The 17,084-nt window shown below is 44.4% G+C and carries 14 protein-coding genes; 1 reads left to right on the top strand and 13 read right to left on the bottom strand.

Annotated features, from left to right (window positions below; all coding sequences use genetic code 11):
* Positions 1 to 16: 16 nt before the first annotated feature.
* Positions 17 to 2,260 carry a TOMM precursor leader peptide-binding protein gene (locus tag RIG27_RS18710; RefSeq protein ID WP_446347615.1) on the bottom strand — a complete coding sequence of 748 codons (2,244 nt, stop codon included), beginning with the start codon at positions 2,258 to 2,260 and terminating at the stop codon, positions 17 to 19.
* A 99-nt stretch (positions 2,261 to 2,359) separates the two neighbouring features.
* A complete protein-coding gene (locus RIG27_RS18715; RefSeq protein WP_446344943.1) occupies positions 2,360 to 2,692 on the bottom strand; it encodes a hypothetical protein in 333 nt (110 codons plus the stop codon).
* 206 nt (positions 2,693 to 2,898) lie between these two features.
* On the opposite strand from RIG27_RS18715, the gene RIG27_RS18720 reads away from it, so the two are divergent.
* Complete coding sequence (locus RIG27_RS18720) at positions 2,899 to 4,365, top strand: Dyp-type peroxidase (RefSeq protein WP_446344945.1); 1,467 nt, start codon at positions 2,899 to 2,901, stop codon at positions 4,363 to 4,365.
* A 72-nt stretch (positions 4,366 to 4,437) separates the two neighbouring features.
* Here the strand turns inward: RIG27_RS18720 and RIG27_RS18725 are convergent, their stop codons facing one another.
* The 11 genes from RIG27_RS18725 to RIG27_RS18775 form a co-directional block, all read right to left on the bottom strand.
* A complete protein-coding gene (locus RIG27_RS18725) occupies positions 4,438 to 4,605 on the bottom strand; it encodes a hypothetical protein (protein ID WP_446347618.1) in 168 nt (55 codons plus the stop codon).
* 71 nt (positions 4,606 to 4,676) lie between these two features.
* Positions 4,677 to 4,877 (bottom strand): YcaO-like family protein, encoded by a 201-nt coding sequence (locus RIG27_RS18730; protein ID WP_446347620.1) that lies wholly within the window; start codon positions 4,875 to 4,877, stop codon positions 4,677 to 4,679.
* The gene (locus RIG27_RS18735; RefSeq protein ID WP_446347622.1) at positions 4,829 to 5,326 is read right to left on the bottom strand and encodes a TOMM precursor leader peptide-binding protein; all 498 of its coding nucleotides are present in this window, start codon (positions 5,324 to 5,326) and stop codon (positions 4,829 to 4,831) included. Before RIG27_RS18735 ends, RIG27_RS18730 begins: the two co-directional genes overlap by 49 nt.
* Positions 5,316 to 5,741, bottom strand: a complete 426-nt coding sequence (locus RIG27_RS18740; protein WP_446347624.1) for a hypothetical protein — start codon at positions 5,739 to 5,741, stop codon at positions 5,316 to 5,318. The genes RIG27_RS18735 and RIG27_RS18740 overlap by 11 nt, the downstream gene beginning before the upstream one ends.
* Positions 5,742 to 6,203: 462 nt before the next feature.
* Complete coding sequence (locus RIG27_RS18745) at positions 6,204 to 11,204, bottom strand: two-component regulator propeller domain-containing protein (RefSeq protein ID WP_446347626.1); 5,001 nt, start codon at positions 11,202 to 11,204, stop codon at positions 6,204 to 6,206.
* A gap of 147 nt (positions 11,205 to 11,351) precedes the next feature.
* Positions 11,352 to 12,635, bottom strand: coding sequence for an RNA-guided endonuclease IscB (gene iscB / locus RIG27_RS18750; protein ID WP_446345035.1), 1,284 nt, complete (start codon positions 12,633 to 12,635; stop codon positions 11,352 to 11,354).
* 715 nt (positions 12,636 to 13,350) lie between these two features.
* Complete coding sequence (locus tag RIG27_RS18755) at positions 13,351 to 13,569, bottom strand: hypothetical protein (RefSeq protein ID WP_446344953.1); 219 nt, start codon at positions 13,567 to 13,569, stop codon at positions 13,351 to 13,353.
* A gap of 113 nt (positions 13,570 to 13,682) precedes the next feature.
* The gene (locus RIG27_RS18760; RefSeq protein WP_446347628.1) at positions 13,683 to 13,901 is read right to left on the bottom strand and encodes a hypothetical protein; all 219 of its coding nucleotides are present in this window, start codon (positions 13,899 to 13,901) and stop codon (positions 13,683 to 13,685) included.
* Positions 13,902 to 14,055: 154 nt separating this feature from the next.
* Positions 14,056 to 15,180, bottom strand: a complete 1,125-nt coding sequence (locus RIG27_RS18765) for an NADH:flavin oxidoreductase (RefSeq protein ID WP_446347630.1) — start codon at positions 15,178 to 15,180, stop codon at positions 14,056 to 14,058.
* Between the two features lie 160 nt (positions 15,181 to 15,340).
* Positions 15,341 to 15,565, bottom strand: a complete 225-nt coding sequence (locus RIG27_RS18770) for a hypothetical protein (protein ID WP_446344957.1) — start codon at positions 15,563 to 15,565, stop codon at positions 15,341 to 15,343.
* A 121-nt stretch (positions 15,566 to 15,686) separates the two neighbouring features.
* The gene (locus RIG27_RS18775) at positions 15,687 to 16,823 is read right to left on the bottom strand and encodes a sensor histidine kinase (RefSeq protein WP_446347632.1); all 1,137 of its coding nucleotides are present in this window, start codon (positions 16,821 to 16,823) and stop codon (positions 15,687 to 15,689) included.
* Positions 16,824 to 17,084 lie beyond the last annotated feature (261 nt).

A 17,084-nucleotide genomic window follows, 5' to 3' on the forward strand; every position in this document is an offset into this window, starting at 1 on the left:
ATTTAAGCTGAGGCGTTTAGAAAAAAATTGGATAGGGGTTTAACTGTTCCTGATCATGAGGTTCAGTCAACCATTCCATTTGCACAGGAACATCATACAACCGACCTGGAGCAAATCGGGGCCAAAAATGCCGCATTCCTGGAACAATGACTTTGACAACCTGGAGATCGATATCAGGACGAGTTTGGTCTACGACGATGAGTTCCAATCCCTGCTGTTGGGCAAGAGTGATACAGTATCGAATATCTACAGCTAGATCATCACTGAAATATTGAGGATAATCCTTTGGAGTTTTCGGGTTGAGGGTCTGATCAGGTAGGAGATAGGGTTGATTGTTTAGCGTTGCTGTTTCCCACCAAGCGATCGCCTCTGGATCATAACCCGAATCAGAACTCGGCGTACCCTGAAACACAGCCGGAAGCATTTGATTCAATTCCGTTAAAGCGCGGGAAATTGCCAGGGTGGGATCGAGGTGCGCTCCAAATCCAAGAATAATATCTTCTACCTCTTGGTCATATCGAGCCGATACGGCGACAAAGGCGGGAATCGGCAAATCACTGCTAACATCTAAAACCCATAGGTGACGATGCAGGCTTTGATAACAGGTTACCAGTTCTTGAAAATAAGGTTGCTCAAAACTTGAGAGATCCACCCCCGGTTTCTTTAAGCGATTGTACCACCACAACGCCACACTATCTCGCTCAACTAACTCCAAAAATCCCTGCAAAATTGCCTCTTCTTTGGTCGTCCCTGCGGCACATCCATTACCATCTGCTCGCGCCACAAGATAACCCGATGGGGAGGTATACCCGTAGTAACAGTAGGCGGTTGGGACATAGCAGCGTCGGTGATGGGTTAATGACCAAGCCGGACTCCATTCAATCCTTTGACTCGGATCAAAGGGTTCTGGCACCCAGGTACAGCGTGAACCGCGAGCATTCCATTGGTCGCGATCGGCAAACTGCTGTTCACTAAAAAGCATACAAGCATTGGGAGCAATTCCATGATCTAACTGTGCCAACTGAGCCGGAGTTCGAGCTTCATCTCCCTGAAACACCGCCACATAACGCTCTATTGACTCACACAGCGCACTCGTTTTCGCCTGAATCTCACTCTTCCCTTTCCCCCCACATCGACTCCGCAAACTTTCCCGTAAGAAATAGAGGGTGTCGTCCATCAAGACGAAATTGTAATCCGTGACATACGAATAGATCGGTATGTTTTCATCTCCCACCGCATTTCGCGTCACAGCACTGGTGATTCCAGTAATCGGACTGATGTGATCAGCTAATTTATTAAACGTGGCTTCTGGCGCACAACTCCGATGTCCACCATCACTGGTAAATGATTTCTTTTGGCTTTGCAGAATAATCGGTGCGGACTGTTGTACCGATAATAACTGGGGATGACCACAACAAGAACATTGGGGACGCCGAATCAGACGGTTATGGCGCTTTTGCCAGGATAAGGTATTCAGCGTCAGGATAGTACCGTCAAGGTGAGAATTTGTGTCATCCACTATCCACTTAGCTGTCTCCGTCGCCGCTATACCGAAAGCGATTTGTTGGGTTGAGGGAAGTACAGAGAGTGAGGTTGACAAGGGTTGAGTCGTGTTTTTTTGCCGCTGTAGGTAGTTTTCAACCTGGCGATGTCCTCGAAGTCGATGTCTCAAGCATTCCCAGCACCCGGTTAGACCGGGACGAAATATCGGACCTATCCAAAGCTCAATTCCCACGGGTTTGACTAACATCCAGGAATACCCGTGACGGTGAGCATTCTGATTAAACGCCTCCAAACCCTCGTGCAAGTAATCATCGGTTAGCACCACCCATAGATCACCCTGATCCCCCACTCGCACTCCCATAGATTCCAGCAGGGTTTTGAAGGGGGTGGGGTCAAGTTTACCCCAGGACGCCACAGAAATTGTTGTATGTTGTAGGTTTTTCGCCGCCACATCCGGTGTGATATCAAGCATTCCCCAAAACGCCTGCTGTTCGCTGGGTAAGGACGGGTTAGCATCAACCACATATCCCTCGCGGCGCAAGTTATCCAGTAGGAATAATAGGTCTAGCGGCGAAAATTGTGCCTGAAGGATAGTGCAAATTTCCGTTAGCGTATGTTGACCATCCAAAAGCGACGCTAGTTGGATATAGGATTCTCCCCGCAGCAGGATATAGTTTTTCTCAGATAGTAAAAAGACGCCTTGTGCCGGAACAATTTCACAACGAAAGTAGGGCGGAAACCTGGGGCGACTTGTCATGGGTCGTTTTCAAATAATTCATGGCTCAGGGTTCAGGATTTATTGTATGATCTATAAACTATGAACCCTGAACATTCGATAGGCAAATTAATCTCTAGCTCACGTTCCTCGAATGATACCAAATAACCCATCTCGATCGAGGAGTGAAGCCAGTTGTTCCGGATTTAATTCTCCTAATCTCTCTGATTCTCCTAATCTCTCTGGTGGATTAGGAATTCCAAATACACCTTCTCCTTGCTCAAGGATAACAACACAATGAGGCTGAACAGGTTCGTTTTCTCTACAGGCATACGTCTCAATTGTCTCCTTTGGATCTTGTCTCAATAAATCGAGGAACTCTGGGGTTTGCCAAGCAAAGGCAAGAACATTAGCCCAGGCTGTCTGTAACTCTTCTGGATATCTTCTGGTGTAATTTACTGGATCATAAGGCATGGGTTTTCTCCGTTTATCTCAACTTGCAACGGACGCGATACTATAATATTTATCACACTTTACCGTTGTTGGATAAAGACTATACATTTTTTAAAGAAAATTGACAAAATCAAGCTTAACTGGTATATAACGAAGGGTAAGTGGCTGTGGTGCAGGTCAATGTCAGCCAAACGATGATCATCACAATCTAAATTCTAAAATCAGATATGTCCGTTGATTTAACCAAAACTAACATTGAAGTCAAAGAGTATCAATTGCTACTGGAGGATTTACAAGGCAATATTTTGCAAGGGTACGAACAGGACTACGCCGTCCAGATTTTCCTAAAATTTGAGTCTGATGCTCAGGCGACTCGACAATGGATTAGGGACTTTGCCGCAGAATTTGTGACATCGGCGCAGCATCAGTTAAATGAGCCGCAAAAATATAGCCAAGATTCTTCTCAAAACTTCCCTAAACTCTGGGCTAATTTTTTCCTATCAGCTCATGGATATCAAGCGCTGGGATTTGAGTTAAAAGGTAAGCGACTACAGTTCCCAAGTTGGACTTTTCTGGCGGGAATGAAAGCGTTCAAACCGATTTTAAGTGATCCGCCAATTGACCAATGGCAAGATGGATTTCGGGGAGATATTGATGCCTTAATTTTACTAGCGGCTGATCAGTCAGAGTATTTACAGCAGCAGGCAAAAACGGTGATGAAAGCGGTTAGTCATGTCGCCTGTATTGTCAATACGGAAGTGGGACATATTCTCAGGAATGCTCAGATTCAGCCGAATGGCAAAGGACAAACCATTGAACACTTTGGTTTCAGAGATGGTATCAGCCAGCCGTTATTTTTTAAACAGGATATTGAGCAAAGACAACAGCAGGGGAATGACCAATGGGATGCTTGTGCGCCATTAGAATTGGTTCTGGTTAAAGATCCATTTGGTCAGGGAGAAAATAGCTATGGGAGCTATTGTGTTTACCGCAAACTCAAACAAGATGTACAAGGCTTTCGCCAAAGAGAAAAACAATTGGTACAAAAACTGGGATTGACCGGAAACGATGCTGAACGTGCTGGTGCTTTGGTAATCGGGCGGTTTAGAGATGGAACGCCAATTACGCTTTCTAACTCTGGACAAGGAGATACTACTATTGTTAATAATTTTAATTATGCTGATGATACAGAAGGCACAAAATGTCCGTTTCATGCTCACATTCGTAAGACGAATCCTAGAGGTGATAGAGGAGATAGTGTAGAGTCTTTAGAAGAACAGCGCCAACATCGAATTGTGCGTCGAGCAATTCCCTATGGTGGAACGTCGCCGGAACAACAAACCTTAACCTCCGCAATCTCACGTTTACGGGAACACTTAACCTCTTTACCGCACGAAGCTCTACGGGTAGAGAACAATGAGGGGGTTGGCTTACTGTTTTTGTGTTTTCAACGGGATATATTTAATCAGTTTATGTTTATGCAAAAATCCTGGGTCAACCAAAAAAACTTTGTCAAGTATGACACAGGTCTTGATCCAGTCGCTGGTCAGGGAAAACAGTTGGATGGAGGACAAAAGTGGTCAAAGGAGTGGGGACAAGAAGAAAAAGTATCCTTTGAATTTAATAATTTTGTCAGGATGCAAGGGGGTGAATTCTTTTTTGCTCCTAGCATCAGTTTTTTGGCAAACATCTAGAAATTATCTGTATTCTCAAAGACATTGTCGTTTTTTCTATTTTCGCCATGAGTTGGTGAATGACTAAAATAGCTACAATCCATAAAAACGAACCAGGCTGGGATAGAGAAATGATATATCAACTCCCATCTGCATCATTGCCCTAACTTGAGATTCTGAGTCAAAACCATTGGGTATGGCAGATGTGGGGTGATTGCGTCCAATATTTCTTACGGCATAATTGTGAATATCATTAGACATTTTGCTGTAAATTTTTTCACCCTGAATCGTTATATTGGGTGACGTTAGGGCAAACCGCTTTAACCCTGGTTCTAGGTACTGTCCACCGCGCGATCGCACCGCCGACTAATCGCCGCAAAGACGGGAATAGTCAAATCACTGGTAATATCCAGCACCCAGAGTTCCCGATGCAGGCTTTGGTAATACTCGTTTAACTGATGAAAATAGGGGTCATCAAAACTCTCTAAATCAACCTTGGGGCGTTGAATCCGGTTATACCACCATAACGCCACTCCTGACGAGTTTCATATTGACTGGCGCTAAAATTCATACAGGTATTCGGATGAATCGCGCGATCGCCCAGCCTGTGATAACTCCCCTTTTCGCGAATTTCGTCCCCCTGAAACACCCCAGAATAGCGTTCAATCGCCTCACAAAACCCACTGGCTTTCGCTTGAGCATCCGTGCGACCTTTTCCCGCACTACGACCCCCAAGATTTTGGCGTAATGTGTTGAGATCATCGAACAATGTGGCGAAATGATGCTTGGCGATATAAGTATGAGTTAAATGATTGACGCCTGTCTCTAACCGGGTCAATTCTCGCACAACACCTGTAATCGGACTCAGGTGATGGTGATAGGTTTTCAGGGTTTCTTCCGGTGAACAATAACGATGTCCGCCATCGGTAGTAAAACGCTTTTTCCGGTGTCCCAGAATAATCGGTAAGGGTTTACGGTTCAACCTCTGAGTCAGTCCACAACGAACCCAAACATCTTACTGCCACCTTTGTCGTTTGTAATCGCTGGTACGCCTGCTTAACATCAACATTTAGCATCTCGCAGAAGCTGGCTAAATGCTCAGGCAATAGAGACTCACTTTCAACAATATATCCCTTCTGTTCCATCTGCATCAGGGCGTGTCGCGCCATGACACTGGTATTAAGCATCTCTTGAAACGAAATAGTTTCCTCTGGTAAATGCTGGAGAATTTGATCAATAATGTCCTCAACCGTGTGATGCCCGTCAATTAACGGCACTAATTGTTGATAGAGATGACGATTGAGTTGAATTGAACCTCGCTCCGATAACAAAAATACCGTTTCTGGTTCAACCGTTTCTACCTGAAAGCACTGTTTAAATCTAGGCTTATTGATCATACTTGTCAAAGATAAAGGCGGCTCTTAATTATTTGAGTATAAACCCAAAACTAGCCAATATTGATCATCGAGATTGTCGGGATTATACTTGGCGATCGCCTCTGTGACCTTACTTTTGATCGGGATCTGGAAAACCTCTCTCCAAACCTCTCTCCTACAAGGAGAGAGACTTTGAATTCTCCCCCTTACGTGCCAAAAAAAGCTCTCGCATCCTTTCTCCTCCCCCCTCGCAGGGGGAATGAGGGGGGTTAGGTTTGATATCGATTTTTCTAGATGGCGTGAAAAGTCAGGTCTGTGACGGGATGCGATCGCGCTCTTCTCCCCTAGCTTGGATTTGATACATATCTCCTGCATTTTGTCAATATAACCATCATATAAATTTTAGATGAGAGAGGTTGGCATAGTAGCCCTTACCCGATCAACTAGAAGACTTAGCTAATGCGATCGCGTCTGAATCAGACTTTAACCCTGTAACCATTGACAGCGCTGGATATAGAAACGAGCCGCTTGATCCTGGGGGTTCATTTGACTGATTTCTGTAAAGATTTGAGACGCTAACGATATTTTTTTCTGGTGATAGAGTATAACTGCTTCTTCAAACTTTTGCTTCGTTTGCTGCTTTAACGTTCGGCTATCAATCGGGTCAGTCTCAAACACTTCAAAAATAGGAACCAAATCCTTTTTGCCTTTGACCTGAACTTGACCCATAAACCGATAATCATACTGGTTGGGGTCATCTAGACAAAATAAGGTATGTCCACTCACCAGAATCGCCGCCCCATAGACTTTAGTTAAATCTTCCAGGCGCGATGCTAGGTTCACCGTATCAGAAATCACTGTACTTTCCATCCGTTGTTTTTCACCAATGGTTCCTAACATCAAACTCCCACTATGCAAGCCAATACCAATCGTTACTGGCGGATACCCAGCGTTTTGGCGATCGCGATTATATTGTGCTACCTCCTGTTGCATCTCAATCGCGGCTTGCAAGGCATCGTCAGGAGTATTAGGAAACAATGCCATCACCGCATCGCCAATATATTTATCAATAAAACCCTGATGCTGGCGAATTACCGGACCCACTCGTTTTAAATAAGCATTAATAAAATCAAAGTTTTCCTTAGGAGACATTTGCTCCGACAAGGTGGTAAAGTTGCGAATATCCGCAAACAAAACCGACATATCTTCTTGCACCTGATCCCCTAACTGAACATCGACAATACTTTCACGTCCCAGAAAGCGGAGGAATTCATGGGGAACAAAGCGACTATAGGCAGTATTGATTTTCGATAAACGAAGATGAGTTTTAATCCGTGCCAGCAATTCATTTTTCAGCACCGGTTTGGTGACATAATCATTCGCACCCACCTCTAACCCAGTAACCAAATCAGACACCTGATTTTTCGCCGTTAACATCACAATCGGCATTTCTGACGCCGAAAACTGCTGGCGAATCGCGCGGCAAACCTGATACCCTGACATTTTGGGCATCATCAGATCCAGGATGATTAAATCTGGTCTTAACCCCTTTTGAATATGATCTAAGGCTTCCATCCCATTCGTGGCGCGAATAATCCGATAGTTTTGTACAGAAAGGTGATTGGCTACGACTTGCAGATTAATCGGTTCATCATCAACGACTAAAATCGTTAATTGTTGATTCGATGCGATCGTTGTCTCTTTCGGTAATGGTGCCGGAAGTTGTATCGGATTGGGTCGCACTTTGCTAATGAATTGGCTGATAGTCAAGGGAGGTTCTGGGGGTTTAGCACTAATCGGTAGAGTAAAGATAAATAGAGACCCCTGTCCCCGTTCAGACTCAACCCGGATTTTACCGCCATGGAGTTCAACCAATTGTTTGGTAATACTCAATCCTAAACCCGTGCCACTGTAAGATCGAGAGGGGGATGTATCCACCTGTTCAAAGGATTTGAAAATATCCTCAAATTTATTTTCTGGAATCCCGATTCCTGTGTCCGCCACGGTGACTTCAATCTGGTTATTTATTATCTGTGCGGATACGGTAACAAACCCGGATTCAGTAAATTTAATTGCATTCCCGACTAAGTTATACATAATTTGTTGCAAGCGATTCTCATCCCCATCAACAGCAGGTAAAGTAGCCGGAATCTGGTTTTGCAGATGCAAGGATTTACCCATGACTAAGGGTTGACAAAGGGTAAGAACGACCTCAACAATTTGCTGAAAATCGACGGATGTACGTTGCAGTTGGATATCTTGGTTTTTCAGTTTAGAGAAATCCAGGAGATCATTAACCAGATTGGAGAGGCGCTTTCCACTAGAGACAATCATCGCCAAGTTCGCAATTTGCATCTCAGACAGCGCCCCGGCTGCACCATCGATTAAGGATTCAGCAATACCAATAATCCCGTTCAGAGGCGTGCGGAGTTCGTGGGAGGTATTGGCGAGAAATTCGTCCTTGAGTTGGTCGAGGCGTTGCAGGGCGGCGTTTTTGGCTTCTAGTTCCTGAGTAAACTGGAGGCGATCGCGTTCGGCTTGTTTGCGTTGGGTGATATCTTGAAACGCCGCGATCGCATAAATGACGTTCTCCTGATCATCATAAATGGGTGTACCCCAAGCTTCTAAGGGAACAACCCGATCCGGTTGGTGCACTTCTACATCATCAATGATTGTTTTTTCTCCCCGCAACGCCCGAACTAAGGGCAAGTTTTCTGTGGGATATAACTGAGCCGTCCCCGCGATATACACCTGATAAGCTTGGGACAGATTCTCGATTAATCCTTCTTTTGGAGCATCTAAACCATGTAATTCTAACCCCGTTTGATTCATATTAATCCATTTTCCCATGGCGTCAATCACGCCAATTCCGACGGGAATCGCTTCCAGAATTTGGTTAAGTCTTCTCTCATTTTCCCGCAGCAGTACCGTTTCTTGTTCCTGCGCCCTAATTCTCCACTGCACATAGCTGAAAACTGTACTGACTAAAGCCAAAACATACAAGGTGTAAGCCCATCCGGTTTTCCAGGGAGGCGGCGAAATAATCAGCTTAATCGATGTCCCTTGTTCATTCCAAACCCCGTCATTATTTGACCCTTTTACTCTAAAGATGTACGTCCCACCATCGAGGTTAGTATAGGTGGCATAGCGTCTTGTTCCAGCCTGAATCCAGTCATGATCAAAGCCTTCTAATTTGTAGGCGTACTTATTTTTAGCTGGATTGCTATAGTCAAGGGCAGCAAATTCAAAGCCAAAGAAGTTCTCTTTGTAGGATAAGTGTAGTTTTTGAGTTTCTGAAATAGCGGTATCTAGTTTGACACTCTGGTTAAATTTCTGGAAATCTGTGATCACAATGGGCGGAATATGGGGATTATCCTTCACTTGCTCTGGATCAAAAAACGTGAATCCGTTGTCGCTGCCAAAAAACAGTTCATTGTTTGAGCTTTTGTAATAGGCTAACGTGTTACATTGATTACTCGCCAACCCATCATCAACATCGTAGTTTCTAATGGTTTCCGTTTGGGGATTAATTTTTGATAATCCCTTGACACTACTTACCCAGAGATTTCCAAAGTCATCAGTTATAATAGCACAGAGAAAATCACTCTTCAGACCGTCTTTCTCGGTGTAGTGGGTAAATTTCTCCTTTTCCGGATCAAATTTATTCAGTCCGGCTTCCGTGGCAATCCAAAGGGTTCCGGATTGGTCTTCCGATATTCCGACTACTCGATTACTACTCAAGCTATTTGGTTGATCCGGGTCATGTTGGTAATGGATAAATGTACCAGTGGCGCGATCAAATTGGTTGAGTCCTCCCCCATAGGTAGCAATCCAGAATCGATTCAAAGTGTCTTCATAAATGGCTAAAATCTGATTTACGCTCAAGCTATTGGATTCATTCGGTTGATGAACCCAATGGGTAAATTTACCCGTCGTGGGATCGAATTGGTTGAGTCCACCCCCAAATGTGCCAATCCATAAAGTTCCAGAACGGTCTTCATAAATGACTAGCACAGTATTATCACTGAGGCTATTTGAGTCATTTGGATCGTGGATATAATGGACAAATTTTTCTGTGCGAGGGTCAAATCGATTTAATCCCTCATCTCCGCCGATCCAGAATTGACCCGAACTGTCTTGATAAATTGACCAGATACTTTCACCCCTCAAGCTGTTGTAATCATTTGGGTTGTTGGTGTAATGGGTCAATTTCCCCGTGGTGCGATTCAGTTTATAAAGACCGCCATTATTCATACCTACCCAGACGAGACCCAAGTGGTCTTCATAAACTGCCCAAACCCCATCACCCTGTAAGCCATTGGGATTATCCGGTTCAATTTTGTAAGATTTAAATTTTTGTTTGGCTGGGTCAAATCGATTCACCCCATTTAACCAAGTACCAATCCAGATAGCACCTGTTGGATCAGCATAGATGGATAAAACATTATCACCACTTAAACTATTAGGTTGGGTGGGATTGTTGGAGTAATGCGTCCATTGTTCTCGCCGGGAATCAAGCAGGTCAACACCTTTACCCGTATAACTAGCATTCCATGTTCCTGAGCCAATCCAGAGCTGACCCCAACTGTCTTCAGTAATCGCACTTACGTTATCACAACTTAAACTGTTGGGATTATTGGGGTCATGAAGATAGTGAGTAAATTCTTGAGTGTCTGGGTGAAACTGATTCAGTCCACCCCCATTCGTACCAATCCATAAGACACCAGAAGCATCTTCATAAATTGCACTGATTCGATTATCACTCAAGCTATTTGGATTATTCGGTTCATGGAGATAGTGAGTAAATTCTTGAGTGTCTGGGTGAAACTGATTAAGTCCACCTCCATTCGTGCCAATCCATAAAACCCCCGCACTATCTTCATAAATGGTACTGATTCGATTATCACTCAAGCTATTCGGATTATTCGGTTCATGGAGATAGTGAGTAAATTCTTGAGTGTCTGGATTAAACTGATTAAGTCCACCCCCATCGGTGCCAATCCACAAGACACCAGAAGCATCTTCATAAATGGTACTGATTCGATTATCACTTAAGCTATTAAGATCATTGGGTTCATGAATATAATGAGTAAATTGCTCAGTTAAACGATCAAATCGGTTCAGTCCACCAGTTTGAGTCCCTATCCAGAGAAACCCTGATGAATCTTCGTAGAGAGATGAGACCCAATTATCCGACAGTGAATTCGGCTGTTCCGGCTCGTGTTTGTAAATTGTAAAATTGTATCCATCGTACTTATTCACACCTTCTTGGGTACAAAACCAAATAAATCCTTTCCTGTCTTGTAAAACACAGTTTATCCCCACTAACCCATTGTCAGGCGGCAGGTGATCAAACGTCAGGTTCACAGCTTGAGCATACCCATGACTTGGGCAAATTAGTATAATTAACAAACTCAGCAGGAGAATTTGAAGCCCTCGGAGAATTTTGCTGCGGATTTGGGAACCTAGGCTTCGGATGTCCATGGGATACTTTACGCATTCTTGGTTGAGATACCTAGCTAACGTTTAGCTTAACTCCAACTTAATGTCAGCAGGGGTCGCTCGTTATACCGGAGGTTAACGGGTGGGGAATGCTGACCCGTATAAAAGGGCGAAGCATCCGCTTTATTTTCAGGTTTGATATTCATAGCCATCAGCTTTGTGGATATTTGCTAAATATTTGGGATGGACATCAAAACGCTTATTTGGCAGCAGTAGCATGAAACTTGGTCTAAATCTGATAGCGATTCGTCCTGTATGTTTACCTGTATATTTACCTTTTGGGATATCGGCTTTAACCATATTGCCCGTCGTAAATCCCATAAAAAATTTAGATTTTGGGGCATGACGTGCAGGAAAACCATATTTGTCAGGACGGCATCGTTGTCTAGTTCCGTGTCCTTTTGCTACAACTTTTAGAGGCTTAATTCCTCTAATTAATAACTGCTCAGGGGTGGATGCTCCCACACAAGAAGCATCAGTCCAGTGTTGCTTTTCAATCCCTCTGGTTTTACGGTTAAACTTGGTGCGACCTCCTGAACCTACTTCTACGGGTAAGCCAGTTGATTGCAGTCTTCTGAATAACTCCCAGCGAGTAGCATTAACTGCAGCCGCATCTTTAAGAGGTGCTAAGAGGTGAGCTAGGACTCCCTTGAGGATGTCAGGCTTCTTTTTCAGGAATTCTTCAACGGGTCTGTTCCCTTTAGCTTGGTTGCAAGAATGACAACTAAGACTCATATTACTGACTCGGTTTGAGCCACCCTTACTTTTTGCCAGAATGTGTTCAATCTCGAACGGAACATTTTTAGCGCCACAGTAAGCACATTTTCTGTCCCATTTGTGAAGTAAATACTCTTTAACTTCAAAACCCAATAACTCACCCCTTTGGTACTCAACCCCGCTAATTTCAGGATTTTGCATTTGCTGAAGGTCAAACCTTACCAGTTCTTGAGAGATGGCTGAAATCGGACAGAGTTCTCTAATCCGTCGTACCCAAGTTTCAATGTTGGCAATCCGACTCTCCAGCGATGGTGGTAGCCATCCGGTTTTACGGGTTCTGTTTAAGAAACGAGGCTGGCGGTAACGGGTTTTACGGTTACGGCGTCCCCTTCTTAATGACCTGCGAGCTAAGAGGGAATTTTTAATTTGTTGCCCTCGGTGTGAGATTTCCATGGCGTTTGTTACTCGCCCCGTTTCTTCTTGAACGATGGCAAATCCAGTTACTTTACTGCCAGGATCAATTTTGATCCGATGTGGGTGCGTGACTGATTCTTCAACGGTTCTGTCTTGCAGGACAATAGTAAATGGATAGCGCTTGAATACTTTAGCCCTCCCTTTGTTCAGTAATTCTCTTGCTCTCGCTGGATGCGTTGGGTCAAGAGGTTGTAGGTCTTTGTCTAGAACGAAAACTCGCATTACTTTGAGACTCTCATTACTGGTTAAGTTTGCCTCGCCTTTGATATCTTGGCTTTTTACACTCAGCACACTGCTCGGAATACCCGTCCTTGCTGGTTAATGCTGAACAACAGAGCTACAAACTGGCTTAAGTTGGCTAGACACGTATTCGTAGGTGTTATGACCGAGATATCGATTACCCTCGAAAAGCCTTTTATCGAGGGAGGCTGGTCAACGTAGGGCTTTTTCAAGCCCCCGTTATACCGCCTAAGCGGTTAACGGCGGGTCGTTGACGCTCTACTATAATTTTCTCAGTTATAGCAACTTGTTCAAGTGAAACCTCAGAACGCAGAAACTCAACCCGTCTGCAAGGTTGAGTGGTTGATTATAGCTTATATATAGCGTTTTCATTTGAATTGTGAACCCCACCCCTGCCCTCCCCTTAGCAAGGGGAGGGTTTGGGAGGGGTAATATTTTCATGAATCATCTGTAAACACTATATAGAACAGGTTACAGAACTTTATACTACGGTGTATTACAGTAGCCAGGAAAAAACCCTAATTCTTGTTGGTGCGTATTACATCGAGTCTGAAACCGCTGTCATCATCACTATTGCTGAACAGTTAGTAACCCAGCCAAAATAGTGTAGAGACGTGCCATGGCACGTCTCTACATTGCTATAGAGTCTCAGGAAGTAGTATTGGGTTAACTGGTGGGTAAGTAGAGCTGAACAGGTCTACACACAGGGAACTTCAGTATCATCGCCAAACTGTCGGGCGCGTTCATCAACTAGCAAGCGAGTAAAATTATCTTCCCCCCCTTGTTTGATCAACTCTTTCTGCTCATCTGTCAAATCATACTCATTGAGTACAGAATCAGGATCACTACCGAACGTTTGCAGTTTGTTGGGGTCTTGCGCTAAATCGGCTAACAGATTAAATAAAGCAGATGCCATAATCCTGATTTCCTTTTTCTGATTGATCAATTTTTGCTTTTAAAAAAATTACCTCCCTGCCAATAAATCAGTGAAGTAGTTGTTAATTGGTAGGTTTGTCAAGCCAAATGGATCTAGAAACAGAAAACGTCAGTGCCATCGCCAAACTGCTTGGCGCGTTCCTCTACTAGCAAGCGAGTAAAGTTCTCCTCCCCCCCTTGCTGGATCAACTCTTTCTGCTGATTCGTCAAATCATACTCATTGAGTACAGATTCAGGGTTACTAACTAAGGCTTGCCGTTTGTTGGAATCTTCCGACAAATCAGCTAACAGGTTAAATAAAGCAGATGCCATGAGCCTGATTTCCTTTCTCTGATTGGTCAAATTTTGCCTTTAAAATGACTACCTCACTGCCAATTTAGTCAGCGAGGTAGCCTAGTCATCATACCATGTCGGTTTATAGTCTGAATGTATACCTGTATACTTTTTTGACTAAAGATTGATACCTTTAATTCCCCAAATACACAGACATAATTTCTCGACTCATCTTACCGTAGTCGCCCTCATACCGGGACACATCATAGCAACCGAGAGGATTTTCGACTAAATTAATCCGGCATTTCTCACAATAGCTGCAAGGCTGATCTGGGCTATCTTTTCCTTGGGCAAATTGTTGCACCAAGTCAGGGTTAGCAATGAGGGCACGGGCTAATGTCACCCCATCGCAATATCCACCATGAATCACTTGACGAATATAGGGTGCAGTTTGAAACCCTCCTGTACACAACACAGGGATATTAACCGACTGTTTAATCTCGTGGCTTCTATCAATATGGTTTCCCTTAATATCCAACGGGAAATTGTCGTTCGCCGCTTGGGGATAGGGGACTTTACTCCCCAGATGTAGCGCATCCGCTCCAGCTTGTTCAATCCACTGACACAGTTGTACAGAATTCTCGCGAGTATCCAACGCCCCAACTTTGACCTGGACATGAAAATCCTGTCCCACCTGCTGACGGATCAGGTTTAGGGTATCCAGTAAAAAGCGCGATCGCTCTTTTAATGAACCCCCATACTCATCCTCTCGCTGATTGACCGTAGGACTAAGAAACTGACCGATCAGATTCACCGGAACTCTAGTTCCCCCTGATTCCAAATCCCCTAAAAGTCGTCCCGTTCCTCCACTCGTTCCATCCACTTCCACGCCGTCTAATCCCGCTTCCCGCGCCCGTCTGGTTGCATAAGCAAACCATTGCATCGTTTCTTGAATTTGCTCAAGGGTCATCCTTTGACTCAGATTACCTAAGTGAGAACCACCGTAGCTAATTTGTAGGATATACTTACAGTCCCATTTGTGGACTGCCTCAGCCACCTGTCGCCAAAATGGAATCGTGCGATCGCTCTCAATCGTGGCACAGTGAGGAGCCATGCGTCCTTGGTTATGGATGGGTGCAACTCCGGAAAGGATCGCTCCCACACCCCCCTGAGCAAACCGTTCTTCCCATCGGAGACGTGCAGGAGTCCCTAATCCATCAGGATCATCAAAATTTCCGTAAGTATTAGCGCGAAAGATACGGTTTTTTACCGTAAGATTCCGAAATTTCAACGGTTCAAAGATAATATCATTGACCATGAGCAGATGCGTGATAAGCTGTTCGGCATTTAAACCTTAATGTCAATAATAACGAAATCCTTGTTGTGTGAGCATCTTGCTCACTGTATTGAGCATCTTGCTCGCTACCCATTCCCAATTTAAATGCATGACAGCTTACCTTGATGAGATAAGAATTAAACTACATAAACGAATTGCCCAGTCGTTTAGCTCGTTCTGCCAGCATCAGTTTAATATAGTTCTCAGTCCCCCCAACTCGGATTAAATCTTTCTGCTCTTCGGTCAAGTCATACTCCTCAATTAGAGCGTCTTTTTGATTCAGATATTTATCAAATATCTCTGGGTCTTCTGCCATATCCACCAATAGCTTAAATACAGCCGATCCGGGCATATTGGTTTGCTCCATTGCCAAAAAACCTCCTTTTTTTTGCGACAAACACGATTTATTGATCAACAGTATCATAAATTTTGTTATTTCTGTAATTCTAGACGTTCCACCGAAACGTCTCTAATGTCCTTCCTAATCCTTATGCCAGTGGCAGATAAAATCGAAACGTACTACCTACTCCCAACTGACTGTCCACCTCAATCTCACCTCCTTGCAATTCCACCAACCGCTTCGAGATCGCTAACCCAATTCCCGTTCCGCCGGTGTTCGGATTGCGCGACTTTTCCGCCCGCCAGAACCGTTCAAACACATGAGGAATATCCTCTGGGGCAATCCCCATACCTGTATCCGTTACCGCAATCCATAACCGAGGCATTAGTCCTTTTCTCCCGTCCCGTTCTACCCACACCCGCACCGTAATCGCACCCGTTTGAGTATGGCGAATCGCATTTCCTAAAAGATTCACCAGTACCTGTTCTAATCGGTCACTATCTGCCAATATCCGAGGCAATTTCTCAGGACAATCTAACTGCAATATGGGACCTTCTTCCAACACCTGATCTGCAAATTTTTGCACCAGGGATTCTAACAGGGGACACACATTTACGGGTTCAACTTTAATCGGCAGATAACCCGCTTCTGCTTTCGAGAGTTCCTGTAAATCATTAATTAATCGTTCCAACCGTCGCGTTTCTTTTGCCAACTGCTGATACATCGCAGGCGTTGCGTCCATCCGTTGGGCAGCAAGTTCTTCTAAATAACCCCGAAGTACCGTCAGTGGGGTTCGCAGTTCATGGGTTAAATCACTGACTAAATCTCGCCGTCGCTGTTCCACATCTTCTAAACTCACTGCCATTTGGTTAAAACTGCTGGCAAGTTGATTAATTTCGGGAATTTCACTGGGCGGAAGTCGTTTATCCAGCTTACCCGCTGCAAATTGTTGCGTAATGTCTTCAATTTGAGTTAGGGGTTTTACGATGCGACGAGACAACCAGTAACTGAGTCCCCCCGCCGCCGTCGTGCCAACAATAACCGACCAAAACGTGCCGCGATTCCATGCGGTTTGAAATCCTTGTAATAGGGAGGTACGAGCAACGCGAAAGATGACTCCTTTGCCTTCTAATTGTTGCAGATGCAAAATAAAGAAGCGCGGCGAAGACAATTTACTGATAATTAACAGGGAACCCACGCCGACAATCATCACCAATAAATGGGAGAGAAACAGGCGCGAGACTAAGGGTAACGATTTGCGGCGGCGTAAACCGGTTTTACTCATGATTAAAGAAGAATGATGTAACAACCCGTAAAAATGACCCGCTCGACCTAATCTATAAACATTAGAAACAGGGCGGGTTTACATCAGTTACAAGTTTTTGCTTGTATTTTATGTCTATCTACTCCTCAACATTTCCCCCTCATCCCCTAACCCCAACTCCGGTCCCCTCGTTCCCCCCTACCCCCCTCGTTCCCCCTGCTACAAGAGGGGGGAGGACAGAGGATGCGAGAGCTTTTGTTGCATGGGGGAGGACAGAGGATG

Source organism: Coleofasciculus sp. F4-SAH-05 (assembly GCF_040222985.1).
GTDB classification, from domain to species: Bacteria; Cyanobacteriota; Cyanobacteriia; order Cyanobacteriales; family Coleofasciculaceae; genus Coleofasciculus; species Coleofasciculus chthonoplastes.